The organism is Stutzerimonas sp. CXK-1 (assembly GCF_057738225.1).
The window spans coordinates 1,753,381-1,778,050 of sequence record NZ_CM173217.1; the positions used below are offsets into that span (position 1 = coordinate 1,753,381).

The window sequence follows — 24,670 nt, forward strand, 5'->3', positions numbered from 1 at the left end:
ATCAGGTGCGATTGCGTTGCCGCTGCGGTAGCACCGACTTCAACTTGCCGTGCATCGAGCGTACAGCCTTCTCGGTAGTATCCCAGTCGATGCAGGCGTCGGTGACCGAGACGCCGTACTTCAGTTGCGACAGATCCTTGGGGATCGGCTGGTTGCCCCAGCCCAGATGGCTTTCGACCATCAGGCCAACGATCGACTGGTTGCCCTCGAGGATCTGGTTGGCGACGTTGTCCATCACCAGCGGCTGCAGTGCCGGATCCTTGTTGGAGTTGGCGTGGCTGCAGTCGATCATCACGTTCAGCGGGATCCCCGCCTTCTTCAGTTCCTGCTCGCAAACCGCGACGCTGACCGAGTCGTAATTGGGCTTGCCGTTGCCGCCGCGCAGCACCACGTGACCGTAGCTGTTGCCCTTGGTGGTGACGATGGAGACGCCGCCAGATTGGTTGATGCCCAGGAAACGATGCGGGCTGGAGACCGACTGCAGGGCATTGATGGCCACCGTGAGGCTGCCATCGGTCCCGTTCTTGAAACCGACTGCCGAGGACAGGCCGGAGGCCATCTCCCGATGGGTCTGGGATTCGGTGGTGCGTGCGCCGATGGCCGACCAGCTGATGAGGTCCTGCAGATACTGCGGGGAGATCGGGTCCAGCGCTTCGGTCGCGGTGGGCAAGCCCATCTCGGCGAGATCCAGCAGCAGCTTGCGGCCGATGTGCAGGCCATCCTGAATCTTGAAGGAGTCATCCATGTAGGGGTCGTTGATCAGCCCCTTCCAGCCGACCGTCGTCCGCGGTTTCTCGAAGTAGACACGCATGACCAGGAACAGGCTGTCGGAAACCTGCTCGGCGAGCGCTTTCAGACGTTCAGCGTATTCGTGTGCAGCTTTCAGGTCGTGGATGGAGCACGGACCCACGACGAGGAACAGGCGGTGGTCCTTGCCATCGAGGATGTCACGCACCACCTGGCGCCCGTGTGCCACGGTCTTGGCAGCTGCGTCGGTCAGCGGCAGCTCGCGCTTCAGCTGTTCAGGGGTGATCAGGGTTTCGTTGGAGGAAACGTTGAGATCGTCGATTGGTAGCTCAGCCATGTATTACTCGTCCGGGTCACAGGTGCTCTGCGCTGGCAATCCCGGTGCAGCAATGCAGAGCGATGGAGCGCAGCGGGACACGCACCTTAGCGCTATTGGGCGGCATCGACAACGAGATTGATGGCCGGTTTCGCTGCGTTCCTACCAAGGTATCGGGTGGGCGATCCGGTGCGATTGTGCGTCCTGCCGATCGCGCTGTTATCGTGTCGTGACCTCGGCGGGACGGATCACGACAACAGGAGCGGCAAAGCATGGCATCAGGGCATTCGCGCATTGGAATCATCGGCACCGGCGCCATCGGCGGGTTCTACGGGCTGATGTTGGCAAGGGCCGGGCAGGACGTGCATTTCCTGCTGCGCAGCGAGTATGCGGCGGTCACCGCCCGGGGGCTGCGGGTCGAGAGCCAGGTTCATGGAGCGCTACAGCTGGATTCGGTACAGGCCTACCGCCAGGCTGCGGACATGCCGCCGTGCGATTGGTTGTTCGTAGCCGCCAAGACGACCTCGAATGCCGCTCTTGCGCCGGCAATCGTGCAGGCAGCGGCGCCGGGTGCCAAGGTGGTCTTGCTGCAAAACGGGCTTGGTGTCGAAGACGCCCTGCGCCCCCTGTTGCGTGACGACATGCACCTGCTCGGTGGGCTCTGCGCGATCTGCGCCCACCGCGCCGAGCCCGGCGTCGTCGTGCATCAGGCCCTGGGCGCGGTCAATCTCGGCTATCACACCGGGCCAGCGGACGCCGAACAACGCCAGCGGATCGTCGACGAAGGTGTTGCGTTGTTCAGGGCGGCTGGAATCGACTCGACAGGCATGCCGAGCCTGGCGCAGGCACGCTGGATGAAGCTGATCTGGAACGCAGCCTTCAATGGCCTATCGGTCTTGCTCGATGCCGACACGCGTACCCTGCTGCGCAACGACGACAGCCGTGAACTCGTCCGGCTGGTCATGCAGGAGGTCGAGGGAGCTGCACAGGCGTGCGGCTACACATTGCCGCCGGCAATCACGGAAAAGATGCTGCAAGGGACCGCTGCGATGCCTGACTACCTGCCGAGCATGTATCACGATCATCGGGCGCATCGGCCGATGGAGCTCGAGGCCATTTATGCCGTGCCGTTGGTGCAGGCTGCGCAGGCCGGTTATGCGATGCCGCGAACCGAAGTGCTTTACCGGGCCCTGTGTTTCCTGGATGCAGCCGCCCAGCCGCCCGGCTGAATGCAGCGGCGCTACCCTGCGAGCGACCGCCGGGGCCGGGAAAAACACCAGAGGACGGTCTATGCTCTCGCTTGTATCATTCCTCTGGTTATAAGCATGGCCGCTAGGTAGCGGTGCCTTTGCCTCTGAGGGTTATCTATGAAGCTGCAGCAACTGCGTTACATCTGGGAAGTGGCGCACCATGACCTCAACGTCTCGGCAACCGCACAGAGCCTGTTCACCTCGCAGCCGGGTATCAGCAAGCAGATCCGCCTGCTGGAGGACGAACTCGGCGTCGAGGTGTTCGCGCGTAGCGGCAAGCACCTGACACGCGTGACGCCGGCCGGCGAGCGCATCATCACCACGGCTGGCGAGATCCTGCGCAAGTGCGAGAGCATCAAGCAGATCGCCCAGGAATTCTCCAACGAAAAGAAGGGCACGTTGAGTATCGCGACGACGCACACGCAGGCGCGTTACGCGCTGCCGCGCGTGATCAGCGCGTTCATCAAGCAGTACCCGGACGTGGCGTTGCACATGCATCAGGGTACGCCCACGCAAATCGCCGAAATGGCGGCCGACGGCACCGTCGATTTCGCCATTGCCACCGAAGGGCTGGAGCTGTTCGGAGATCTGGTGATGATGCCGTGCTATCGCTGGAACCGTTGCGTAATCGTCCCGCAGGGGCATCCGCTGGCCAAGCTCGACAAACTCACGTTGGAGGCGTTGGCCGAGCATCCGATCGTGACCTATGTGTTCGGCTTCACCGGACGCTCGAAACTGGATGAGGCGTTCAGCCATGGCGGCCTGGCGCCAAAAGTGGTGTTCACCGCGGCGGATGCGGACGTGATCAAGACCTACGTTCGCCTGGGCCTTGGCGTGGGCATCGTGGCGCGAATGGCGGTCGATGCGCAGCAGGATGCCGACCTGGTGGTGCTCGATGCCAGCGAGCTGTTCGAGTCGAGCGTCACCAAGATCGGCTTTCGACGCGGCACCTTCCTGCGCGGCTTCATGTGCGACTTCATCCAGCAGTTCGCGCCGCACCTGGATCGCAAGGTCGTCGAGCAGGCCATTCAGTGTCGGAACAAGGCTGATCTCGACGCCCTGTTCGAACACGTCGAGTTGCCCACCTACTGATCGCTCAGGTCTTGGCGATCAGATTGCCGGCGTGCAGGCCGCATTCCTTGTGGGTCGCTTCTTCCCACCACCAGCGGCCTTCGCGTTCGTGCTGGTTGGGCAGCACCGGCCGGGTGCAGGGCTCGCAGCCGATGCTGATGAAACCCCGCTCGTGGAGGCTGTTGTAGGGGACCTCCAGCATGCGGATATAACCCCAGACTTCCTCGCTGCTCATCTGCGCCAGCGGATTGAACTTGTAGAGCGGGTGCTCGGCCGTCGAGAAGGCGCCGTCGACCTCGAGTACCGGCACCTGGCTGCGGGTGCCGGGGCTCTGGTCGCGGCGCTGGCCGGTCGCCCAGGCGCGGACTTCCGAGAGCTTGCGGCGTAGCGGCTCGATCTTGCGGATGCCACAGCATTCGCCATGGCCGTCGCGATAGAAGCTGAACAGGCCTTTTTCCCGGACCATTGGCTCGAGCAATTGCGGATCGGGCGTGCGGATGTCGATGGCAATGCCATAGTGGTCGCGCACCTGTTCGATGAACCGATAGGTCTCGCTGTGCAGGCGGCCGGTGTCGAGGCTGAAGACCCGAACGTTTTTGTTCAGCTTCCAGGCCATGTCCACCAGTACGATGTCTTCGGCACCGCTGAAGGATATCCAGAGATCGTCGCCGAACAGATCGAAGGCGAGCTTGAGGATTTCCTGTGGCGACTTGCTAGCGTAACGCTCAGCCAATGCGGCTACATCGATCGGTTGGTGGTTCATCTCACGGCTTTCCTCGGCTTGTTGGCGCTTGGGCGCTCTCGGGCGAGGGATGGTAGCAAAGCGCGAATATGCTTCTAAATAACGATTGGCGTTTCAAACCCCGCTGTTTGGGTATAAGCGTCGCGTTGCTTCGCTGCGGCGGTGCCGTTAGAGTGCCGCCTTTCATTTTCTGCATGAGGAGTGGCCCGTGGAAATAGCCTGTCTCGACCTGGAAGGCGTACTGGTTCCGGAGATCTGGATTGCCTTTGCCGAGGCCACCGGAATCGAGTCGCTCCGGGCGACCACGCGTGACATTCCCGACTACGACGTGCTGATGAAGCAGCGCCTGCGCATTCTGGACGAGCACGGTCTGAAGCTGTCGGACATCCAGCAGGTCATCGGTACCCTGAAGCCGCTGGAAGGGGCGGTAGAGTTCGTCGACTGGCTGCGCGAGCGCTTCCAGGTCGTGATCCTGTCCGACACCTTCTATGAATTTTCCCAGCCGCTGATGCGTCAGCTCGGCTTTCCGACGCTGCTGTGCCATCGGTTGATCACCGATGAGAGCGACCGGGTCGTCGATTACCAGCTGCGCCAGAAGGATCCCAAGCGCCAGTCCGTCATCGCCCTGAAGAGCCTGTATTACCGCGTCATCGCAGCGGGCGACTCGTACAACGACACCACAATGCTTGCCGAGGCGCATGCCGGCATCCTGTTCCATGCGCCGGACAACGTGATCCGTGAATTTCCGCAGTTCCCGGCGGTGCACACCTACGAGGACCTCAAGCAGGAATTCCTCAAGGCCTCGAACCGCAAGCTGGCGCTCTAAGCGAACAGAGCGGCAGGAACGGCGCCCAGGTGGCGCCGTTTTCGTTTGCCGTCAGCGGCCGGCCGCTTCCAGCGTCCGCAGCAGAATGTTTACCTTGTCCAGCGATTCCTGATACTCGGCCTGCCAGTTGGAGTCGGCAACGATGCCGCCGCCACCCGAGCAATAGACACGTTGCTTGCTGAACAGCAAGGTGCGGATGGCGATCGAACTGTCCATCCGGCCGCGGACGTCCAGATACAGGAGCGAGCCGCAGTAGATCGAGCGGCGAGTGGGTTCGAGCTCGTCAATGATCTGCATGGCGCGGATTTTCGGCGCCCCGGTGATCGAGCCGCCCGGAAAGCTGCCCGCGAGCAGGTCGAGTGCGTCCTTGCCGGCGGCCAGTTCGCCGCGCACTGCACTGACCAGGTGGTGGACGTTCGGGTAGCTTTCCAAGGCGAACAGCTCCGGCACCCGAACGCTGCCGGTGCGGCAGCTGCGCCCAAGGTCATTGCGCAGCAGGTCCACGATCATCAGGTTTTCGGCGCGATCCTTGTCGGCCGCCAGGAGTTCGGCAGCGGCAGCGGCGTCCGCACCGGGTTCGGGCATGCGCCGACGTGTGCCCTTGATCGGCCGGGTTTCCACCTGACCATCGACAACGCTCAGGAAACGCTCCGGCGACAGGCTGGCGATAGCACCCTGTTCGAACGAGAGAAACCCGGCGAAGGGCGTTGGGCACGCCTGACGTAGCGCTCTGTAAGCCTGCCAGGGCTGGCCGTGATAAGACGCCTGGAAGCGCTGGGCGAAGTTGACCTGATAGCAGTCGCCGTCGCGGATGTACTGCTGGATGCGCTCGATCGCCGCGCGGTATCGCTCGGCCGTAATGTCGGCGCGGAAGGGCTCGCTCAGCTCGAAGGATGCTGCTGCGTCTGGCGTATTCGCCTTGTCGCAAAACAGTGCCAGCAATCGCCGACGCTCGTCCGCCGCCAGGCGCGGGTGGCAGACCAGATAAGAGCGCTGGGTTGCATGATCGGTGGTAACCGCCCAGCTATACAGGCCCAGCTGGGCGTCGCGCGCACCGAGGTCATCGACCGCCTGGGCGGGCAACACCTCGACGCGCCTGCCGAAATCGTATGCCAGCAGGCCGATCAGCCCCCCGGCGAAGGGCAACTCGACGCCTGCGGGCAATTGCGCCGGGCCGAGGCGCGCCAGCGCGAGGCGAAGGCGCACGAAGAAGGCTGCTGCATTTTCGTCGGGGAGTGGGCTGAGCGTCTCCAGCGGCCAGGCGCTGATCAGGTCGTAGCGCCCGCGCTGTGCGACCGGCCGGCCCGAGTCCAGCAAGATCGCTCCCGGCGCTTCGCGGACTCGCTCGAAGTAGGCCGCCGGGTCGGGCTGGTAGGGCAGGGGGTCGAGGGTGCAGAGATTCATGCTGAGTTTGGCCTGGACCGGGCCTCGGCGGCCCGGCCAGCGATCAATCGCGCTGCGGCACGTGGCCGAACAGTTCTTGCGAGAAGCGTACCCGCTCTTCCGGCGTTTCCTGGATGCCCTTTTCCTTCAGCTCCGCGACGCGCGCTTCCACAGCCTGCGCGCGGTGCGTGAGGCCGCAGTCATTGGCGATCTGGATGTTCAGGCCCGGGCGAGCGTTGAGTTCGAGAATCAACGGGCCCTTGTCGACATCGAGCACCATGTCGACACCGATGTAGCCAAGGCCGCACAGCTCGTAGCAACCGGCAGCCAGTTTCATGAAACCGTCCCAGTTGGGTAGCTGCACGCCGTCCACCGCGTTGGTGGTGTCCGGATGCTTGGTGATCTTGTTGTTCAGCCAGGTGCCGCGCAGCGTGATGCCGGTGGCCAGGTCCACGCCGACACCGATCGCGCCCTGGTGCAGGTTGGCCTTGCCCCCGGACTGCCGGGTCGGCAGGCGCAGCATGGCCATCACCGGATAGCCCATCAGCACGATGATGCGAATGTCCGGTACGCCTTCGTAGCTGATGCTCTTGAAGATCGGGTCCGGGGTGACGCGATATTCGATAAGCGCGCGGTCGCGGTGCCCGCCCAGCGAGTAGAGGCCGGTGAGGATGTTGGAGATCTGATGCTCGATTTCGTCGTGCGACAGGATCTTGCCCGAAACGGTCTTGTAGCGACCCTCGAAGCGGTCGGCGATCACCAGGATGCCGTCGCCGCCGGCACCCTGGGCCGGCTTGACGACGAAATCGGTGTGGTCCTTGACGATGTCCTTGAGCTTGTCGATGTCCTTCTCGGTCTCGATGATCCCGTACATCTCCGGAACATGGATGCCGGCCTCGATCGCACGCTGCTTGGTGATGATCTTGTCATCGACGATCGGGTACAGGCTGCGCTTGTTGTACTTGAGCACGTAGTCCGCGTTGCGGCGGTTGATGCCCATGATGCCCTTGGCAGACAGGGCCTTCCACGTCTTGATCAGACCGAACATGGCTCAATCCTTCAGGAAGGCTTTGAAGCGGAACAGTTCGGTCAGGCGGTAGCCGCGATAGCGACCCATCGCCAGCATGAAGCCCACCATGATCAGCAGCACCGCCGGGAAGGTGAAGATGAAGTAGGTCAGCTGCTCCAGGCTCATCAGCAGGTAGGCCAGCGTCGCCGCGATGATGGTACCTACGGCGACCTTGAATGCATGGCCGCCGCCACGCTCTTCCCAGGTGATCGACAGGCGTTCGATGGTCATGGTCAGGATCACCATCGGGAACAGTGCGACCGATAGGCCACGCTCCAGGCCGAGCTTGTGGCTGAACAGGCTGATCACGGCGATCAGTACCACGACGAAGGTCAGCACGACCGACAGGCGCGGCAGCATCTGCAGCTTGAGATGCTCCAGGTACGAGCGCAGCGACAGGCCCAGTGCGGTGATGATGGTGAACAGCACGATGCCGAAGCCGAGCTGGGTTTCGCGGAAGGCGAGGGCGATCAGTACCGGGGTGAAGGTGCCCAGCGTCTGCAGGCCACCGAGGTTACGCAGGATCAGGATCACCAGCACGCCAATCGGGATCATGATCATGATCTGGTAGGTCTGCTGCGTCTGCAGCGGCAGGCCGTAGAGCGAATATTCGAGGAAGTCTGCGTCGGTGTTTTCGTCGGTCAGTTTGGCCAGGCGAATGGCGTTCATCTCGCTGTTGTTCAGCGTGAAGGTGATCTGCGGGTTACGCCCGCCTTCGAGGTTCATCAGCGGGTCGTTGCCGGTCCACCAGACCAAGCGGTCCTTGGGCAGGCCCTGCTCGCCGGTTTCCGGGTTGAAATACAGCCAGCGGTCACCGTTGAAGCTGCGCAGCCAGAGTTCCGGCGTCTGTTGCTCCACACTCAGGCGAATGGTGTGGACGCGTTCCATCGGCACGTGGGCGATGGACAGCAACAGTTCGATGACGCTCGCCTTGTTCGCCGTGCTGGCGTCGCCGCCGAGCAACAGCTTGACGTTGTCGTCTTCGACATTGTTGACACGTTTGATGGCTTCGCTGATGAACGTCTCGACGTCGGCCGAGTGCTGGCGGATCGGCGAGAGCAGTGCCTCGGCAGCAATCTTCTCGGCGCCCTCTACCGGCAGGCTGTCACGGAAGATCGGGCCGGTGGCCTTGGTCTGCTCGCCGCTGTAGCGCTTGGTCAGCACCAGGCGGTAATAGAGGGTCTGCTTGCCACTGGCGCGGCGGGCCGACCAGGTGACGCGGCGGTTGCCGTCGACGCGGTTGACGCTGACGCCGTAGTTGTTGGAGATGAAGCTCTCGTTGAGGCTGACGAACTCCTGGTTCAGCGGCGGCACGAACATCTGCAGCTTGACCGGCTCGCGCGGGCTGGCGACGAACTCGACCTTGGCGTCGATGTTCCACAGATCGTCGGTCTCGTCTTCGGTGACGGGGATGCCGAGCACGAAGATTTGGTAAGCCGTGATCGAAATACCCAGTGCGACAAGCACGAAGATCAGGACTTTCAGATGCAGGGTGAGTGAGCGCATGGGTATTACTCGTCAGCGTCGGATTCGTTGATGCAGCCGGGCTTGCCGGCAATGTAGGTACGGCTCGGGTCGACCAGTGCACCGAAGCGGGTAAGCGCATCGGAACCAATCAGAATGGGGTATTGGAAAGCGCTTCGGTCCGTGAGGTTCACTTCGATGGTTCGGCGGACCTGTCCCATGCAGACATCGAGCTCGATGACAGGGCGCGCGGTGTAGGTCTTTTCTTCCTCTGGATCGAAATCGCCGGCACGACGCTTGATCTTGCTGATCCGAACCAGCGGACGCTCGATCGGGTGAATGTGTTCACTGTCCAGGCCCAGGTAGAAGCGCACCCAGGTCTTGCCATCCTTCTTGAATCGCTCGATATCGCGAGCGCTGAGCGATGCCGTCTGCGCGCCGGTGTCGAGCTTGGCTGCGATCTCGAGACCGAATTCCGGTATCTCCACATTCTCGTTCAGACCATAGATCGCCGTCTCCGCTGCTTGGCTGGCGATCGGTATGGATAACAGGCAGAGCGAAAGAAAGAAGGCGTTGGCTCTCATAGGTCCGGATCAGGTCGGGTGCAATTGGAGTGACGGGGCCGCAAGTCGGTCCTGGCTGTGCCGAGCGCCAAGCGGCGCGTGGCAGCGAAGGGCTGGCATTCTAGCATGGCGTTTTGCGGGTGCGACATGCACACGCGAAGGCATTCGCCTGCGCTGTGGAAGCAGTAGGTCCAGGCGTACGACTTTAGTCAAATTGTCGACAATCTTCCTCTAGAAGGTTGACCTTGCCTCTCATGGGGTCTAATTTTGCGCCATGCAAAACCTGAGTGTCGACAATGATGTTGGATAGTGTGGCTGCATCTCCTGCTTATGACGCCGATAGTGGCACCCTGGCCGAAAACGTTTTCCGGCGAATTCAGGCGGCCATCGTCAAAGGCGAAATCGCCCCGGGGAGCAAGATCTCCGAGCCGGAGCTCGCCAGGACGTACGGCATCAGCCGCGGGCCGTTGCGCGAGGCCATCCACCGGCTCGAAGGCCAGAAGCTGCTGGTTCGTGTTCCGCATGTCGGTGCGCGGGTGGTCTCGCTCAGCCATGCCGAGCTGATCGAACTCTACGAGATCCGTGAGTCGCTCGAAGGCATGGCCTGTCGTCTCGCGGCCGAGCGCATGAGCGAACTGGAGATCGGCGAGCTGCGTTCGGTGCTGCGTACGCACGAGCGCGACGAGGCGTTCCAGGCCGGAGTGGGCTATTACCAGCAGGAGGGTGATTTCGACTTCCATTACCGGATCATCCAGGGCAGCGGCAACCGAACGCTGGCCAAGCTGCTGTGCGACGAGCTTTATCAGCTGGTTCGCATGTATCGCATCCAGTTTTCGGCGACGCCGAACCGACCGCACCAGGCCTTTGCCGAGCATCACAGGATTCTCGATGCCATCGCCGATCGCGACGGCGAGCTGGCCGAGCTGCTGATGCGTCGGCATATCGCAGCTTCCAAACGCAACATTGAACGCCATTACCAGGCGACCCAAGAGCACAAGTCACCATCAAAGAGGGGCAACGCATGACTCTTCCAACTGCCGGCCAGCGCTTTCGTGACGCCGTGGCCAGTGAACATCCGCTGCAGGTAGTCGGCGCGATCAATGCCAACCACGCGCTGCTGGCCAAGCGTGCCGGCTTCAAGGCCATCTACCTCTCCGGTGGTGGTGTCGCGGCGGGCTCGCTGGGGCTGCCGGACCTGGGGATCACCGGCCTGGACGACGTGCTGACCGATGTGCGCCGGATCACCGACGTCTGCGACCTGCCGCTGCTGGTCGATGTCGACACCGGCTTCGGCTCCTCGGCCTTCAACGTGGCCCGCACCGTCAAGTCGATGATCAAGTTCGGCGCCGCGGCGATCCATATCGAGGACCAGGTCGGCGCCAAGCGCTGCGGCCACCGTCCGAACAAGGAGATCGTCTCGCAACAGGAGATGGTCGACCGCATCAAGGCCGCGGTCGATGCGCGTACCGACGACAGCTTCGTGATCATGGCGCGGACCGACGCGCTGGCGGTGGAAGGCCTGAACGCGGCGCTGGACCGTGCGGCCGCCTGCATCGAGGCCGGTGCCGACATGATCTTCCCTGAGGCGATCACCGAGCTGGCGATGTACAAGACCTTCGCCGATCGTGTTAAGGCGCCGATTCTGGCCAATATCACCGAGTTCGGCGCAACGCCGCTGTACACCACCGAAGAGCTGGCCAGCGTCGACGTGTCCCTGGTGCTCTATCCGCTGTCGGCCTTCCGCGCGATGAACAAGGCGGCCGAGAACGTCTATACCGCGCTGCGCCGCGACGGAACCCAGAAGAACGTGATCGATACCATGCAGACCCGCATGGAGCTCTACGATCGCATCAACTATCACGCCTTCGAGCAGCATCTGGACGCCCTGTTCGCCCAGAAGAAAGGCTGAACCGAACCCCGCTGAGCAGTACCCAGCAAGATTCCTACAAAAAATCCAAGATGAGGAACGTAGCAATGGCAGAAGCAAAAGTACTCACCGGTGCAGGCCTGCGCGGCCAGATCGCTGGCCAGACCTCCCTTTCCACCGTCGGCAAGGAGGGGGCCGGTCTGACCTATCGTGGCTACGACGTGCGCGAGCTCGCCGAACACTGCCTGTTCGAGGAAGTCGCCTACCTGCTGCTGTACGGTGAGCTGCCGAACAAGGAGCAACTGTCGGCCTATATGAAGAAACTGCAGGCCCAGCGCGACCTGCCGCAGGCGCTGAAGGAAGTGCTCGAGCGCATCCCGGCCAGCGCCCATCCGATGGACGTCATGCGCACCGGCTGCTCGATGCTCGGTAACCTCGAGCCGGAGGAGAGCTTCGAACAGCAGCGCGACAAGGCCGACCGTCTGCTCGGGGCCTTCCCGGCGATCATGGTGTACTGGTACCGCTACAGCCATGAAGGCGTGCGCATCAGCTGCACCAGCGACGAGGAGACCATCGGCGGCCACTTCCTGGCGCTGCTGCACGGCAAGAAGCCCAGCGAAACCCACGTGCGGGTGATGAACGTCTCGCTGATCCTCTACGCCGAGCACGAGTTCAACGCCTCCACCTTCACCGCGCGCGTTTGCGCTTCGACCCTGTCGGACCTGTTCTCCTGCGTGACCGGCGCCATCGGCTCGCTGCGTGGCCCGCTGCACGGCGGCGCCAACGAAGCGGCGATGGACATGATCGAGCAGTGGAAGAGCCCTGAGGAAGCCCGCGAAGGCATCCTCGGCATGCTGGCGCGCAAGGACAAGATCATGGGCTTTGGCCACGCGATCTACTCGGTGTCCGATCCGCGCAACGAGGTCATCAAGGTGTGGGCCAAGAAGTTGGCCGACGAGGTGGGCGACACTGTGCTCTATCCGGTTTCGGTGGCAGTCGACGAAACCATGTGGGAGCAGAAGAAACTGTTCCCCAACGCCGACTTCTACCATGCCTCGGCCTACCACTTCATGGGCATCCCGACCAAGCTGTTCACCCCGATCTTCGTCTGCTCGCGGGTGACCGGCTGGACGGCCCATGTGTTCGAGCAGCGCGCCAACAACCGCATCATCCGCCCGAGCGCCGAGTACGTCGGCGTCGAGCAGCGCAAGGTGGTGCCGCTCGCTCAGCGTTGATAAGTCGCAGGAGCGCCTTTGCGGCGCTCCTGCGCTTTACCGTCAATCCCGAAATTTTTCGATCGAGTCCCTAACGGCATGAACACCGACTATCGCAAATCCCTGCCCGGCACCCAGCTGGATTACTTCGATGTCCGCGCGGCGGTCGAGGATATCCAGCCCGGCGCCTACGACACCTTGCCCTACACCTCGCGCGTCCTGGCCGAGCAACTGGTGCGCCGTTGCGATCCGGCCATGCTGACCGACTCGCTCAAGCAGATCATCGAGCGCAAGCGCGACCTGGACTTTCCCTGGTATCCGGCGCGCGTGGTCTGTCACGACATTCTTGGCCAGACCGCACTGGTCGATCTGGCCGGCCTGCGCGATGCGATCGCCGAACAGGGCGGTGATCCGTCCAAGGTCAATCCGGTAGTACCGACCCAGCTGATCGTCGACCACTCGCTGGCCGTGGAAGCCGCGGGCTTCGACCCGGACGCGTTCGCCAAGAACCGCGCCATCGAGGATCGCCGCAACGAAGATCGCTTCCACTTCATCGAGTGGACCAAGACCGCGTTCAAGAACGTTGACGTGATTCCCGCCGGCAACGGGATCATGCACCAGATCAACCTGGAGAAGATGTCGCCGGTGATCCAGGCGCGAGGCGGCGTCGCATTCCCGGATACCTGCGTCGGTACCGACTCCCACACCCCGCACGTGGATGCGCTGGGCGTGATTGCCGTTGGCGTCGGCGGTCTGGAAGCCGAAACCGTGATGCTCGGTCATCCGTCGATGATGCGCCTGCCTGATATCGTCGGCGTCAAGCTCACCGGCAAGCGTCAGCCCGGTATCACCGCCACCGACATCGTGCTCGCCCTGACCGAGTTCCTGCGCAAGGAACGCGTGGTGGGTGCCTACGTCGAGTTCTTCGGCGAAGGCGCTGACAGCCTGTCGATCGGCGATCGCGCGACCATTTCCAACATGTGCCCCGAATACGGTGCCACCGCGGCGATGTTCTACATCGACGGCCAGACCATCGACTACCTCAAGCTGACCGGCCGCGAGCCGGAACAGGTGGCGCTGGTCGAGCAGTATACCAAGCAGACCGGGCTGTGGGCTTCGGCGCTGGAGACGGCCGAATACGAGCGTGTGCTCGAATTCGATCTGTCGTCGGTCGTGCGTAACATGGCCGGCCCGTCGAACCCGCACCGCCGCCTGCCGACCTCTGCCCTGCACGAGCGGGGCATCGCCGACGAAGCCAAGCTGGCCGCTGCCCGTGCCGAAGAGGCCGAGGGCCTGCTGCCGGACGGCGCGGTGATCATCGCCGCGATTACCAGCTGCACCAATACCTCGAACCCGCGCAACGTGGTCGCCGCCGGCCTGCTGGCGAAGAAGGCCAACGAGCTGGGGCTGGCACGCAAACCCTGGGTCAAGACGTCGTTTGCGCCGGGCTCCAAGGTCGCCAAGTTGTACCTGGAGGAAGCCGGCCTGCTGACCGAGCTGGAAAAGCTCGGGTTCGGCATCGTCGCCTACGCCTGCACCACCTGCAACGGCATGTCCGGCGCGCTGGATCCGAAGATCCAGCAGGAAATCATCGACCGTGACCTGTATGCCACGGCGGTGCTGTCCGGCAACCGCAACTTCGACGGCCGCATCCATCCGTATGCCAAGCAGGCCTTCCTGGCCTCGCCGCCGCTGGTGGTCGCCTATGCCATCGCTGGCACCGTGCGTTTCGATATCGAGCAGGACGTGCTGGGCACCGACCGCAACGGCAACCCGATCACCCTCAAGGACCTGTGGCCGTCCGACGAGGAGATCGACGCTATCGTGGCCTCCAGCGTGAAGCCGGAGCAGTTCAAGCAGATCTACATTCCGATGTTCGATCTGGGCGCGGTCGAGGAAGCCAAGAGCCCGCTGTACGACTGGCGCCCGATGTCCACCTACATTCGCCGACCGCCGTACTGGGAAGGTGCTCTGGCCGGCGAGCGTACGCTCAAGGGCATGCGCCCGCTGGCCGTGCTGGGCGACAACATCACCACCGATCACCTGTCGCCATCCAACGCGATCCTGCCGGACTCGGCGGCGGGCGAGTATCTGGCGAAGATGGGCCTGCCCGAGGAGGATTTCAACTCCTACGCCACTCACCGCGGCGACCACCTGACCGCTCAACGTGCCACGTTCGCCAACCCGAAGCTGCTCAATGAAATGTGCCGCGACGAGGCGGGCGAAGTGATCCAGGGCTCGCTGGCGCGCATCGAGCCGGAAGGCCAGGTGATGCGCATGTGGGAAGCCATCGAAACCTACATGAATCGCAAGCAGAACCTGATCATCGTCGCCGGGGCCGATTATGGGCAGGGCAGCTCGCGTGACTGGGCGGCCAAGGGGGTGCGTCTGGCCGGCGTGGAGGTGATCGTCGCCGAAGGCTTCGAGCGCATTCACCGTACCAATCTGATCGGTATGGGCGTGCTGCCGGTGGAGTTCAAGCCGGGCACTACGCGCCTGACGCTGGGCCTCGACGGTACCGAGACCTACGACATCGAGGGCGATCTGTCGCCGCGCTGCGATTTGACCTTGGTCATCCATCGCACGAATTGCGAGGTAGCCCGCGTGCCGGTGACCTGCCGTCTCGACACCGCTGCCGAGGTCAGCGTTTACCAGGCTGGCGGCGTGCTGCAGCGCTTCGCCAAGGACTTCCTCGGCCAGGCCTGAGCCCGATCGACGCTCTGCCCGCCTGAGGCAGGCGGAGCGTCGGTATTCGCATTCCTTGCCGTGTCGCCCTGGCGGCGCGGCTTCATGAGGAGCAAGTTCCCATGGCTCACGTAGCCCAGACCAAGATTCCGGCCACCTACATGCGTGGCGGTACCAGTAAGGGCGTGTTCTTCCGCCTGCACGATCTGCCCGAGCGCTGTCAGGTGCCGGGTGAAGCCCGCGACCGGTTGTTCATGCGAGTGATCGGCAGCCCCGATCCCTACGGCGCACAGATCGACGGCATGGGTGGCGCCACTTCGTCGACCTCCAAGTGCGTGATCCTGTCCAAGAGCGAGCGACCGGAACATGACGTCGAATACCTCTACGGCCAGGTTTCGATCGACAAGCCGTTCGTCGACTGGAGCGGCAATTGCGGCAACCTGTCCACTGCAGCCGGAGCCTTCGCCATTCACGCCGGGCTGGTCGACCCAGCGCGCATCCCCGACAACGGAACCTGCGTGGTGCGCATCTGGCAGGCCAATATCGGCAAGACCATCATTGCCCACGTGCCGATCACTGACGGCCAGGTTCAGGAAACCGGCGACTTCGAACTCGATGGCGTGACCTTTCCGTCTGCCGAAATCGTGCTGGAGTTTCTCGACCCGTCGGACGATGGCGAAGAGGGCGGCTCGATGTTCCCCACCGGCAACCTGGTCGACGAACTGGAAGTGCCCGGTATCGGCACCTTCAAGGCAACCATGATCACTGCTGGCATTCCCACGGTGTTCGTCAACGCCGAGGATATCGGCTACCAGGGCACCGAGCTGCGTGAAGACATCAATGGCGATCCGGCGCAGCTCGCGCGCTTCGAGCAGATTCGTGTGGCAGGTGCGTTGCGCATGGGGCTGATCAAGACGGCCGAAGAAGCGCTGACCCGCCAGCACACGCCGAAGGTCGCCTTTGTCTCGCCGCCCAAGAGCTATCGCGCTTCAAGCGGCAAGACCATCGAGGCGGGCGAGGTTGACCTGCTCGTACGCGCGCTGTCGATGGGCAAACTGCACCACGCGATGATGGGGACTTGCGCGGTGGCGATCGGCACCGCGGCGGCGGTTCCCGGGACGCTGGTCAACCTGGCCGCGGGCGGCGGTGAGCGCGAGTCGGTGCGCTTCGGACATCCGTCGGGAACGCTGCGGGTCGGTGCAGAGGCGAAACAGGTAAACGGTGAGTGGACCGTGACCAAGGCGATCATGAGCCGTAGTGCGCGCATCCTGATGGAAGGGGCCGTGCGCGTACCGGGCGATAGTTTCTGATCGCGCCCCCCGGGTCAGACAACAAAAAGTCCGCACGAAGCGGACTTTTTGTTGTCTAGCGAAGCGGCAATTATTTGAGGCGACGCTCCACGCCTTTCTCGACCAGGATCTTTGCCGAGATTTCCTCGACCGAGAAATGTGTGGAGTTGATGTAGGCGATGTTCTCGCGGCGGAACAGGTTCTCGACTTCGCGGACCTCGAACTCGCACTGGGCGAAGCTGGCGTAGCGGCTGTTGGGCTTGCGTTCGTTGCGGATCGCGGCGAGGCGGTCGGGGTCGATGGTCAGGCCGAACAGTTTGTCCTTGTACTGCTTGAGCGCGGTCGGCAACTGAAGACGTTCCATGTCTTCTTCGGTCAGCGGGTAGTTGGCCGCGCGGATGCCATACTGCATCGCCATGTACAGGCAGGTAGGCGTTTTGCCGCAGCGCGATACACCGACCAGGATGAGGTCGGCCTTGTCGTAGTAGCGGGTGCGGGCGCCGTCATCGTTGTCGAGCGCGAAGTTGACCGCCTCGATGCGCTCCATGTAGTTGGTGTTGTGACTGATGGAGTGGGACTTGCCAACCGAATAGGACGAGCGCGACATGAGTTCGTGCTCGAGTGGAGCGAGGAACGACGAGAAAATGTCGATCATGAAGCCATTGGATTCGGCCAGAATGTCGCGGATTTCCTGGTTGACCAGCGTGTCGAAAATGATCGGCCGAGCGCCGTCCTTTTCCGCTGCATTATTGATTTGCTGTACCATTGCCCGCGCTTTTTCCGCGGTATCGATGTACGGGCGCGTGAGTTTGGTGAAGCTGATGTTCTCGAACTGCGCCAACAGACTCTGGCCAAGCGTTTCGGCTGTGATACCGGTACCGTCGGAAATGAAGAAAGCGGTTCGTTTCATGTACCTAGGGCCTTAGTCAGGAACGGTTCTCAGCTGTATGATTGGCCCGTTTTGGCGGGCTGGATTGGCGGGCATTGTCACTTATTTCGCAGGGCCAGGCCACCGCCACACGGAGTGGTTCCGGTTGGGTTTTCAACACAAAGTGGAGAGATCACCTTGGTAGAGTACGTAGTTTCCCTCGATAAGCTCGGCAATCACGATGTTGAGCGGGTAGGGGGCAAGAACGCCTCCCTGGGCGAGATGATCAGCAACCTCGCCGGTGCCGGGGTCAGCGTACCGGGCGGTTTCGCCACCACTGCCCAGGCCTATCGTGACTTTCTCGAGCAGAGCGGCCTGAACGACCGTATCCACGAAGTGCTCGATTCGCTGGACGTCGACGACGTAAACGCACTGGCCAAGGCCGGTGCACAGATCCGCCAGTGGGTCATGGACGCTGAATTCCCCGCTCAGCTCGATGCGGACATCCGCAAGGCCTTCGCCGAAATGGCCAACGGCAATGACAACATGGCGGTTGCCGTGCGGTCGTCCGCCACCGCCGAAGACCTGCCGGACGCCTCCTTTGCCGGCCAGCAGGAGACGTTCCTCAACATCCGTGGCGTCGACAACGTTATTCGCGCGGCAAAGGAAGTCTTCGCCTCGCTGTTCAACGACCGCGCCATCGCCTACCGCGTGCACCAGGGCTTCGACCACAAGCTCGTCGCGTTGTCCGCCGGCGTGCAGCGCATGGTGCGTTCGGAAACCGGCACTGCCGGCGTGATGTTCACGCTGGACACCGAATCGGGCTTCCGTGACGTGGTGTTCGTCACCGGCGCCTACGGCCTGGGTGAGACCGTGGTACAGGGCGCCGTCAACCCGGACGAGTTCTACGTGCACAAGCAGACCCTGGAAGCCGGTCGTCCGGCGATCCTGCGTCGCAACCTCGGCAGCAAGGCGATCAAGATGGTCTATGGCGATGAAGCCAAGGCCGGCAAATCGGTCAAGACCGTCGAGGTCGACGCCGCCGACCGCGCGCGTTTCTGCCTGACCGACGAGGAGGTCACCAACCTCGCCAAGCAGGCAATGATCATCGAAAAGCACTACGGTCGCCCGATGGACATCGAGTGGGCCAAGGACGGTGACGACGGCAAGCTGTACATCGTCCAGGCGCGTCCGGAAACCGTGAAGAGCCGCAGCAGCGCCAACGTCATGGAACGTTACCTGCTGAAGGAGAAGGGCACCGTACTGGTCGAAGGCCGTGCCATCGGTCAGCGCATCGGCGCCGGCCCGGTGAAGGTCATTCACGATGTCAGCGAGATGGACAAGGTCCAGCCGGGCGACGTGCTGGTCTCCGACATGACCGACCCGGACTGGGAACCGGTGATGAAGCGCGCCAGCGCAATCGTCACCAACCGCGGCGGACGTACCTGCCACGCAGCGATCATCGCTCGTGAGCTGGGGATCCCGGCTGTCGTCGGCTGCGGTAATGCCACCGAGCTGCTGCAAGACGGCCAGCGCGTGACCGTTTCCTGCGCCGAGGGCGACACCGGCCTGATCTTCGACGGCGAGCTGGGCTTCGACATCCGCCAGAACTCCATCGACGCCATGCCGGATCTGCCGTTCAAGATCATGATGAACGTCGGTAACCCGGACCGTGCCTTCGACTTCGCGCACCTGCCCAACGAGGGTGTTGGCCTGGCGCGCCTGGAATTCATCATCAACCGCATGATCGGCGTGCACCCCAAGGCCCTGCTGAACTTCGACGGCCTGCCGGCCGATGTGAAGAACAGCGTCGAGAAGCGCATCGCCGGCTATGGCGATCCGGTCGACTTCTATGTCGAGAAGCTGGTCGAGGGCGTCAGCACCCTGGCCGCGGCGTTCTGGCCGAAGAAGGTCATCGTGCGCCTGTCGGACTTCAAGTCCAACGAGTACGCCAACCTGATCGGTGGCAAGCTCTACGAGCCCGAGGAAGAGAACCCGATGCTCGGTTTCCGCGGAGCTTCGCGTTACATCAGCGATTCCTTCCGCGACTGCTTCGAGCTCGAGTGCCGGGCGATGAAGAAGGTCCGCGACGTGATGGGCCTGACCAACGTCGAACTGATGGTGCCCTTCGTGCGCACCCTCGGTGAGGCTTCCCAGGTCGTCGATCTGCTCGCTCAGTACGGCCTCAAGCGCGGCGAAAATGGCCTGCGCGTGATCATGATGTGCGAACTGCCGTCCAACGCATTGCTGGCCGACGAGTTCCTCGAGTATTTCGACGGCTTCTCCATCGGCTCGAACGACATGACCCAGCTGACCCTTGGCCTGGATCGTGACTCGGGAATCATTGCGCACTTGTTCGACGAGCGTAATCCGGCCGTCAAGAAGCTCCTGGCCAACGCCATCCAGGCATGCAACAAGGCCGGCAAGTACATCGGCATCTGCGGCCAGGGCCCATCCGATCATCCGGACCTGGCCAAATGGCTGATGGAGCAGGGGATCGAAAGCGTCTCGCTGAATCCGGATTCGGTGCTCGACACCTGGTTCTTCCTCGCCGAAGGCAATATCTGAGCGTGATCCATCAGGGCGGTTTTTCCGCCCTGTTTTTTATCTGGGCGAGTGGAGTACGGCAGGCGTGACGGCCCCAGCCGTACCCGAGCCGACATGGGCTTTACCCGCAAAAGGAGCTTTTCATGCAATACGTCACCCCTGATCTATGCGATGCCTATCCGGAGCTCGTCCAGGTCGTCGAGCCGATCTTCAGCAACTTCGGCGGCCGTGATTCGTTCGGCGGCCAGATCGTCACCATCAAGTGCTTCGAGGACAACTCGCTGGTCAAGGAGCAGGTCGAGGTAGACGGCACTGGCAAGGTGCTGGTTGTCGATGGCGGTGGCTCGCTGCGTCGTGCCTTGCTAGGCGACATGCTCGCCGAGAAGGCTGCCCGCAACGGCTGGGAGGGCCTGGTGATCTACGGCTGTGTACGCGACGTCGACGTGCTGGCGCAGACCGAGCTCGGCGTGCAAGCGCTGGCCAGCCATCCGATGAAGACCGACAAGCGTGGCATCGGCGACCTCAACGTGCCTGTGACCTTCTGCGGCGTCACTTTCCGCCCCGGCGAATATGTCTACGCCGATAACAACGGCATCATCGTTTCGCCCGAAGCGCTGAAAATGCCCGAGTGAGCGACGGGCAGTTCATGATATCGGCCCGGCTTCGCCGGGCTTTTTGTATCTAGGGGGCAACTCGGGTGGTGCAGGACGATTCACAAGGCTTGGTGCACGCTTTCGTACTCGATGGTTGTGGCGGCGCGCGCTCGATTGGCTTTTCCCAGCTTGCGGAGCCTTTGGCCGAGGGCGAAAGCCTCTGGCTGCACTGGGATCGAAGTCATCCGCAGGCGCAGCGCTGGTTGCGCGAACGCAGCGGGCTGAACGAGTTCGCCTGTGACGTGCTGCTCGAGGAGAACACGCGGCCGCGACTGCTGCCGCTGGCGGGCGAGCAGATGCTGCTCTTCTTGCGTGGCGTCAACCTCAATCCCGACGCAGCGCCCGAGGACATGATCTCGCTGCGAATATTTGCCGACCGGCAGCGGGTCATTTCACTGCGTCTGCGTCCGCTGCGCTCGACCGAAGCGGTGATTCGCCTGCTGGATGAAGGGCACGGGCCACGCACCGCGTCGGAGGTGCTGGTCTATCTCGCCGATGCGATGACCGATCACGTCGATGGGCTGGTCGAGGAGTTCGCCGAACTGGTCGACGTCGAGGAAGAGCGGCTCGAACTCGATGAGCGTTACCGACCGGAGCATGACAGCATGCTCTCGCTGCGCCGTCGCGCGGCGGGGCTGCGGCGCTTTCTGCTGCCGCAGCGGGAAATCTACGCACAGTTGGCGCGCAACCGGCTGAGCTGGTTCGTCGAAGACGATGCCGATTACTGGAACGAGCTGAGCAACCGGCTGGTGCGCTATCTCGAGGAACTCGATCTGGTGCGAGAGCGAGTCAACCTGGTACTCGAGGCCGAGCAGCGACGCCTCAGCGAACGAATGAACCGGACCATGTACCTTTTGGGTATCATTACCGGCTTCTTTTTGCCGATGAGCTTTCTGACAGGCTTGTTGGGCATCAACGTTGGGGGGCTGCCGGGAGCCGAGAATCCCTATGGGTTCGCCTTCGCCTGCGGGGTGATCGCCCTTATCGCCGTGTTCCAGTGGTGGGTATTCCGGCGGTTGCGCTGGCTGTAAATGTGACCAAAGTGGCAGGCCAGCCGTCTAGCCGACATATCCTGCGAGGTGTTCATGCGCGATCCCTTCGAAGAGTCGCTGCGCGACCTGCTCAACCAATCTTCTGCTCACGATGAGAACGCCAGTCTTGGCCGGGTACTCAAGACCGCCAATCGGCAGGTTGGCGCAGGGGATCTCTTCAGCCTGCTGGGCCACTGCCTGCAAGCCCTGATGATCGCGATCAACAGCGGCTCGGGTAATGTCGCGCCTGTGACCCGCCGGCGTTCTCCCAGTTCTTCTTTCGATAAGGTCGACTGATCATGGAATTCGATCCCTGGACTCAAAGCCTGCTGTCTGCCATGAGCTCCCTTTGGGGCTCGGTCGCGGCCTTCATTCCACGCCTGTTTGGCGCCCTGGTGGTCGTGCTGCTGGGTTTCGTGGTCGCCAAGCTGCTCGATACCCTGCTTTCCAAGGTGCTGGCGAAGATAGGCCTTGACCGCCTTATGGCCGGTACGGGCCTGACCAAGCTGCTGGGGCGCGCCGGCATCCGCGTGCCGGTCTCGACGCTGGTCGGCAAGATCGTCTACTGGTTCGTGCTGCTCATCTTCCTCGTCTCGGCTGCCGAATCACTCGGCCTGGAGCGGGTCTCTGCAACACTCGACGTTCTGGCGCTCTATGTGCCCAAGGTGTTGGGCGCAGCGCTGATTCTTCTGGTCGGCATGCTCCTCGCGCAGCTGGTCAGCGGTCTGGTTCGAGGGGCTGCTGAAGGGGTCGGCCTGGACTACGCGCATGGTCTGGCTCGAATCGCACAGGGGTTGGTGATCATCATCGGCATCTCCGTCGCGATCGGTCAGCTGGAGGTCAAGACCGAGCTGCTCAACTACGTCATCGCTATCGTCTTGATCACCGTGGGGCTGGCGGTTGCGCTAGCGCTCGGCCTGGGCAGCCGCGAGCTGGTGGGGCAGATACTCGCTGGCATCTATGTTCGTGAGCTTTACGAGGTGGGGCAGCGGATCCGCCTTGCCGAACTGGAGGGCGAAATCGAAGAGATCGGTACGGTCAAGACGCTGGTCTTGCTCGATGATGGCGAGCTGGCCTCGATTCCCAATCGAACCTTGCTGGAGCAGCGAGTAGGCAGTCGCTGACACGGTTCTCTGGTAGAATATGTCGCCATTTTCCTGCACCCGATTGGCGACCCTGGCGGACTGCCGGCTCGAAGTGTCTTGACTAAAACCCATACGACAGCCACACGCTATAACCCGCGCGAGCTCACCGATGAAGAGTTGGTCGAGCGCGCGCGCGTTGAGCTGTTTCATATAACGCGCGCGTACGAAGAGTTGATGCGCCGGTATCAGCGGACGCTGTTCAATGTCTGCGCGCGTTATCTGGGAAATGATCGAGATGCCGACGACGTCTGTCAGGAAGTGATGCTCAAAGTGCTTTATGGGCTGAAGACTTTCGAAGGTAAATCGAAATTCAAGACATGGCTTTATAGCATCACTTACAACGAGTGTATTACCCAATACCGTAAGGAACGACGCAAGCGGCGCTTGCTCGATGCGCTCAGTCTTGACCCGATCGAGGAGGCGTCTGAGGAAAAGGCGCCCAAACTCGAGGAAAAGGGCGGCCTCGATCGATGGCTTGTCCACGTCAATCCCATAGATCGCGAAATCCTGGTTCTGCGCTTCGTTGCCGAACTCGAGTTCCAGGAAATCGCCGACATCATGCATATGGGGCTGAGCGCAACGAAGATGCGCTATAAGCGCGCATTGGATAAGTTGCGGCAGAATTTTTCAGACTCTCCCGAAACTTAGCCTTTTTTTGCTGTCTTATTCACTAGCGAACAGCTTGGGTATATGACAGCCGGTCTCCTTAGATTGTTCTGACGCTAACCACCAGATGGGGATTTACGGATGAAATTGAAAAACACCTTGGGCGTAGTCATTGGCTCGATCGTAGCCGCCACCTCTTTCAATGCGCTTGCCCAGGGTCAGGGCGCGGTCGAAGTGGAAGGTTTTGGCAAGCACTATTTCTCCGACAGCTCGCGCGACTTCGAGGACGAGGGCGAGCTGTACGGTGCGGGCGTTAGTTACTTCCTCACCGATGACGTTTCGCTGGGGCTGTCCTATGGCGAATATCACGACCTGACCTCCGATGAGCCGGTCAACGGTAGCCACAAGGACATCAAGGGCAACCTGACTTCGCTCGATGCCACCTATCACTTCGGTCAGCCGGGCGTAGGTCTGCGTCCCTACGTGTCGGCTGGCATGGCTCACCAGAGCATCGGCCAGGCCGCTCGCAGCGGTCGTGACCACAGCACCTTCGCCAACGTCGGTGCCGGCCTGAAGTACTACTTCACCGAGAATTTGTTCGCCAAGGCAAGCGTCGACGGTATGCACAATATCGATGCCGGCGACAGCGAGTGGATGGCTGGTGTGGGTGTCGGCCTGAACTTCGGTGGTGGTGCGCGTCAACAGGTAGCGGCCGTGGAGCCGACGCCGGAGCCGGCTCCGGCCCCGATCGTAGATACCGAGCCGGAACCCGAGCCGGAAGTGGTGCGCGTCGAGCTGGACGTGAAGTTTGATTTCGACAAGTCGCGCGTGCGTGAAGAAAGCTACGCCGACATCAAGAACCTCGCCGATTTCATGCAGCAGTATCCGCAGACTTCCACCACTGTTGAAGGTCACACCGACTCGGTCGGTACTGATCAGTACAACCAGCGTCTGTCCGAGCGTCGTGCTCAGGCGGTGCGTGAAGTGCTGGTCAACCAGTACGGCGTGGAAGGCAATCGTGTAGATTCCGTCGGTTACGGCGAGTCCCGTCCGGTTGCCGACAACTCCACCGAGGAAGGCCGTCAGATCAACCGTCGCGTCGAGGCTGAAGTCGAGGCCCAGGTCCAGTAAGGACTGACCCTCGCTAGCGCCTGGCTCCCTGCCAGGCAGCAGCCCAGAACAATGCCCGTATCCTCGGATACGGGCATTTTCGTATCTGCAATCTGCCATTTGGTTTTCGCGGCGCGCGGCCGCTGTCGGCGCTGTCGATAGACGAAAAAAAGCCCTGCGGCAGGATTTCCTACGCAGGGCTTATCACTCAGGTGGATCGCCCT

The 24,670-nt window shown here is 62.2% G+C and carries 22 protein-coding genes; 15 read left to right on the top strand and 7 right to left on the bottom strand.

The features are described from left to right. Position 1: 1 nt before the first annotated feature. Positions 2-1,084 carry a 3-deoxy-7-phosphoheptulonate synthase gene (locus AC0KXH_RS08335; RefSeq protein ID WP_041105401.1) on the bottom strand — a complete coding sequence of 361 codons (1,083 nt, stop codon included), beginning with the start codon at positions 1,082-1,084 and terminating at the stop codon, positions 2-4. 251 nt (positions 1,085-1,335) lie between these two features. Between AC0KXH_RS08335 and AC0KXH_RS08340 the strand changes: the two genes are divergently transcribed. Both AC0KXH_RS08340 and cysB read left to right on the top strand, forming a co-directional pair. Continuing rightward, positions 1,336-2,292: a putative 2-dehydropantoate 2-reductase gene (locus AC0KXH_RS08340; protein WP_488224478.1), complete on the top strand. Its 957-nt coding sequence runs from the start codon at positions 1,336-1,338 to the stop codon at positions 2,290-2,292. A 138-nt stretch (positions 2,293-2,430) separates the two neighbouring features. After that, positions 2,431-3,405, top strand: a complete 975-nt coding sequence (cysB, locus tag AC0KXH_RS08345) for an HTH-type transcriptional regulator CysB (protein WP_165563564.1) — start codon at positions 2,431-2,433, stop codon at positions 3,403-3,405. A gap of 4 nt (positions 3,406-3,409) precedes the next feature. Here the strand turns inward: cysB and AC0KXH_RS08350 are convergent, their stop codons facing one another. Continuing rightward, positions 3,410-4,147, bottom strand: a complete 738-nt coding sequence (locus tag AC0KXH_RS08350) for a phosphoadenylyl-sulfate reductase (protein WP_200628368.1) — start codon at positions 4,145-4,147, stop codon at positions 3,410-3,412. Positions 4,148-4,334: 187 nt separating this feature from the next. Here AC0KXH_RS08350 and thrH point away from each other — a divergent pair, with 187 nt between their 5' ends. Beyond that, positions 4,335-4,952 carry a bifunctional phosphoserine phosphatase/homoserine phosphotransferase ThrH gene (thrH, locus tag AC0KXH_RS08355; protein WP_041105406.1) on the top strand — a complete coding sequence of 206 codons (618 nt, stop codon included), beginning with the start codon at positions 4,335-4,337 and terminating at the stop codon, positions 4,950-4,952. Between the two features lie 51 nt (positions 4,953-5,003). Here the strand turns inward: thrH and pabB are convergent, their stop codons facing one another. Genes pabB through rloA form a run of 4 tightly spaced genes read right to left on the bottom strand, consistent with a single transcriptional unit; the run spans position 5,004 to position 9,452 of the window. Next, a complete protein-coding gene (gene pabB, locus AC0KXH_RS08360; RefSeq protein WP_488224479.1) occupies positions 5,004-6,356 on the bottom strand; it encodes an aminodeoxychorismate synthase component I in 1,353 nt (450 codons plus the stop codon). 43 nt (positions 6,357-6,399) lie between these two features. Then, a complete protein-coding gene (locus tag AC0KXH_RS08365; RefSeq protein ID WP_041105410.1) occupies positions 6,400-7,383 on the bottom strand; it encodes an alpha-L-glutamate ligase-like protein in 984 nt (327 codons plus the stop codon). 3 nt (positions 7,384-7,386) lie between these two features. Next, positions 7,387-8,910, bottom strand: coding sequence for an osmotic stress tolerance membrane protein RloB (gene rloB, locus AC0KXH_RS08370; RefSeq protein WP_041105411.1), 1,524 nt, complete (start codon positions 8,908-8,910; stop codon positions 7,387-7,389). A gap of 5 nt (positions 8,911-8,915) precedes the next feature. Beyond that, a complete protein-coding gene (gene rloA, locus AC0KXH_RS08375) occupies positions 8,916-9,452 on the bottom strand; it encodes a retropepsin-like aspartic peptidase RloA (RefSeq protein WP_488224480.1) in 537 nt (178 codons plus the stop codon). Between the two features lie 278 nt (positions 9,453-9,730). On the opposite strand from rloA, the gene AC0KXH_RS08380 reads away from it, so the two are divergent. The 5 genes from AC0KXH_RS08380 to prpF all read left to right on the top strand — a co-directional run bounded on the left by AC0KXH_RS08380 (position 9,731) and on the right by prpF (position 16,507). After that, positions 9,731-10,456 carry a GntR family transcriptional regulator gene (locus tag AC0KXH_RS08380; RefSeq protein WP_043223023.1) on the top strand — a complete coding sequence of 242 codons (726 nt, stop codon included), beginning with the start codon at positions 9,731-9,733 and terminating at the stop codon, positions 10,454-10,456. Next, positions 10,453-11,340: a methylisocitrate lyase gene (gene prpB / locus AC0KXH_RS08385; protein ID WP_041105413.1), complete on the top strand. Its 888-nt coding sequence runs from the start codon at positions 10,453-10,455 to the stop codon at positions 11,338-11,340. The genes AC0KXH_RS08380 and prpB overlap by 4 nt, the downstream gene beginning before the upstream one ends. A 65-nt stretch (positions 11,341-11,405) precedes the next feature. Next, positions 11,406-12,533, top strand: a complete 1,128-nt coding sequence (gene prpC / locus AC0KXH_RS08390) for a bifunctional 2-methylcitrate synthase/citrate synthase (protein ID WP_043219818.1) — start codon at positions 11,406-11,408, stop codon at positions 12,531-12,533. 78 nt (positions 12,534-12,611) lie between these two features. After that, positions 12,612-15,218: a Fe/S-dependent 2-methylisocitrate dehydratase AcnD gene (gene acnD, locus AC0KXH_RS08395; protein WP_488224481.1), complete on the top strand. Its 2,607-nt coding sequence runs from the start codon at positions 12,612-12,614 to the stop codon at positions 15,216-15,218. A 101-nt stretch (positions 15,219-15,319) separates the two neighbouring features. Further along, positions 15,320-16,507, top strand: coding sequence for a 2-methylaconitate cis-trans isomerase PrpF (prpF, locus tag AC0KXH_RS08400; protein WP_061341259.1), 1,188 nt, complete (start codon positions 15,320-15,322; stop codon positions 16,505-16,507). Between the two features lie 70 nt (positions 16,508-16,577). Here the strand turns inward: prpF and ppsR are convergent, their stop codons facing one another. After that, positions 16,578-17,396, bottom strand: coding sequence for a posphoenolpyruvate synthetase regulatory kinase/phosphorylase PpsR (ppsR, locus tag AC0KXH_RS08405; RefSeq protein WP_041105419.1), 819 nt, complete (start codon positions 17,394-17,396; stop codon positions 16,578-16,580). A 156-nt stretch (positions 17,397-17,552) separates the two neighbouring features. Between ppsR and ppsA the strand changes: the two genes are divergently transcribed. The 7 genes from ppsA to AC0KXH_RS08440 all read left to right on the top strand — a co-directional run bounded on the left by ppsA (position 17,553) and on the right by AC0KXH_RS08440 (position 24,467). Next, entirely contained in the window at positions 17,553-19,922 is a 2,370-nt protein-coding gene (gene ppsA, locus AC0KXH_RS08410; protein WP_041105420.1) for a phosphoenolpyruvate synthase, read from the top strand. A gap of 122 nt (positions 19,923-20,044) precedes the next feature. Then, on the top strand, positions 20,045-20,533 hold the full coding sequence (gene rraA, locus AC0KXH_RS08415) for a ribonuclease E activity regulator RraA (RefSeq protein ID WP_041105421.1): 489 nt from the start codon (positions 20,045-20,047) through the stop codon (positions 20,531-20,533). 92 nt (positions 20,534-20,625) lie between these two features. Beyond that, on the top strand, positions 20,626-21,585 hold the full coding sequence (locus AC0KXH_RS08420; protein ID WP_488224482.1) for a zinc transporter ZntB: 960 nt from the start codon (positions 20,626-20,628) through the stop codon (positions 21,583-21,585). A 54-nt stretch (positions 21,586-21,639) separates the two neighbouring features. Continuing rightward, positions 21,640-21,882, top strand: coding sequence for a hypothetical protein (locus AC0KXH_RS08425; protein WP_041105423.1), 243 nt, complete (start codon positions 21,640-21,642; stop codon positions 21,880-21,882). 2 nt (positions 21,883-21,884) lie between these two features. Further along, complete coding sequence (locus AC0KXH_RS08430) at positions 21,885-22,709, top strand: mechanosensitive ion channel family protein (RefSeq protein ID WP_041105424.1); 825 nt, start codon at positions 21,885-21,887, stop codon at positions 22,707-22,709. 78 nt (positions 22,710-22,787) lie between these two features. Beyond that, positions 22,788-23,378 (top strand): RNA polymerase sigma factor SigX, encoded by a 591-nt coding sequence (gene sigX, locus AC0KXH_RS08435; protein ID WP_041105425.1) that lies wholly within the window; start codon positions 22,788-22,790, stop codon positions 23,376-23,378. Positions 23,379-23,477: 99 nt separating this feature from the next. Further along, positions 23,478-24,467, top strand: coding sequence for an OmpA family protein (locus tag AC0KXH_RS08440; RefSeq protein ID WP_043219830.1), 990 nt, complete (start codon positions 23,478-23,480; stop codon positions 24,465-24,467). Positions 24,468-24,670: the final 203 nt, after the last annotated feature.

Excerpts from the sequence above, each read along its gene's own strand:
- AC0KXH_RS08335 (WP_041105401.1), bottom strand. The coding sequence starts at position 1,084 with ATGGCTGAGCTACCAATCGACGATCTCAACGTTTCCTCCAACGAAACC.
- AC0KXH_RS08340 (WP_488224478.1), top strand. The coding sequence starts at position 1,336 with ATGGCATCAGGGCATTCGCGCATTGGAATCATCGGCACCGGCGCCATC.
- cysB (WP_165563564.1), top strand. The coding sequence starts at position 2,431 with ATGAAGCTGCAGCAACTGCGTTACATCTGGGAAGTGGCGCACCATGAC.
- AC0KXH_RS08350 (WP_200628368.1), bottom strand. The coding sequence starts at position 4,147 with ATGAACCACCAACCGATCGATGTAGCCGCATTGGCTGAGCGTTACGCT.
- pabB (WP_488224479.1), bottom strand. The coding sequence starts at position 6,356 with ATGAATCTCTGCACCCTCGACCCCCTGCCCTACCAGCCCGACCCGGCG.
- AC0KXH_RS08365 (WP_041105410.1), bottom strand. The coding sequence starts at position 7,383 with ATGTTCGGTCTGATCAAGACGTGGAAGGCCCTGTCTGCCAAGGGCATC.
- rloB (WP_041105411.1), bottom strand. The coding sequence starts at position 8,910 with ATGCGCTCACTCACCCTGCATCTGAAAGTCCTGATCTTCGTGCTTGTC.
- rloA (WP_488224480.1), bottom strand. The coding sequence starts at position 9,452 with ATGAGAGCCAACGCCTTCTTTCTTTCGCTCTGCCTGTTATCCATACCG.
- AC0KXH_RS08380 (WP_043223023.1), top strand. The coding sequence starts at position 9,731 with ATGTTGGATAGTGTGGCTGCATCTCCTGCTTATGACGCCGATAGTGGC.
- prpB (WP_041105413.1), top strand. The coding sequence starts at position 10,453 with ATGACTCTTCCAACTGCCGGCCAGCGCTTTCGTGACGCCGTGGCCAGT.
- prpC (WP_043219818.1), top strand. The coding sequence starts at position 11,406 with ATGGCAGAAGCAAAAGTACTCACCGGTGCAGGCCTGCGCGGCCAGATC.
- acnD (WP_488224481.1), top strand. The coding sequence starts at position 12,612 with ATGAACACCGACTATCGCAAATCCCTGCCCGGCACCCAGCTGGATTAC.
- prpF (WP_061341259.1), top strand. The coding sequence starts at position 15,320 with ATGGCTCACGTAGCCCAGACCAAGATTCCGGCCACCTACATGCGTGGC.
- ppsR (WP_041105419.1), bottom strand. The coding sequence starts at position 17,396 with ATGAAACGAACCGCTTTCTTCATTTCCGACGGTACCGGTATCACAGCC.
- rraA (WP_041105421.1), top strand. The coding sequence starts at position 20,045 with ATGCAATACGTCACCCCTGATCTATGCGATGCCTATCCGGAGCTCGTC.
- AC0KXH_RS08425 (WP_041105423.1), top strand. The coding sequence starts at position 21,640 with ATGCGCGATCCCTTCGAAGAGTCGCTGCGCGACCTGCTCAACCAATCT.
- AC0KXH_RS08430 (WP_041105424.1), top strand. The coding sequence starts at position 21,885 with ATGGAATTCGATCCCTGGACTCAAAGCCTGCTGTCTGCCATGAGCTCC.
- AC0KXH_RS08440 (WP_043219830.1), top strand. The coding sequence starts at position 23,478 with ATGAAATTGAAAAACACCTTGGGCGTAGTCATTGGCTCGATCGTAGCC.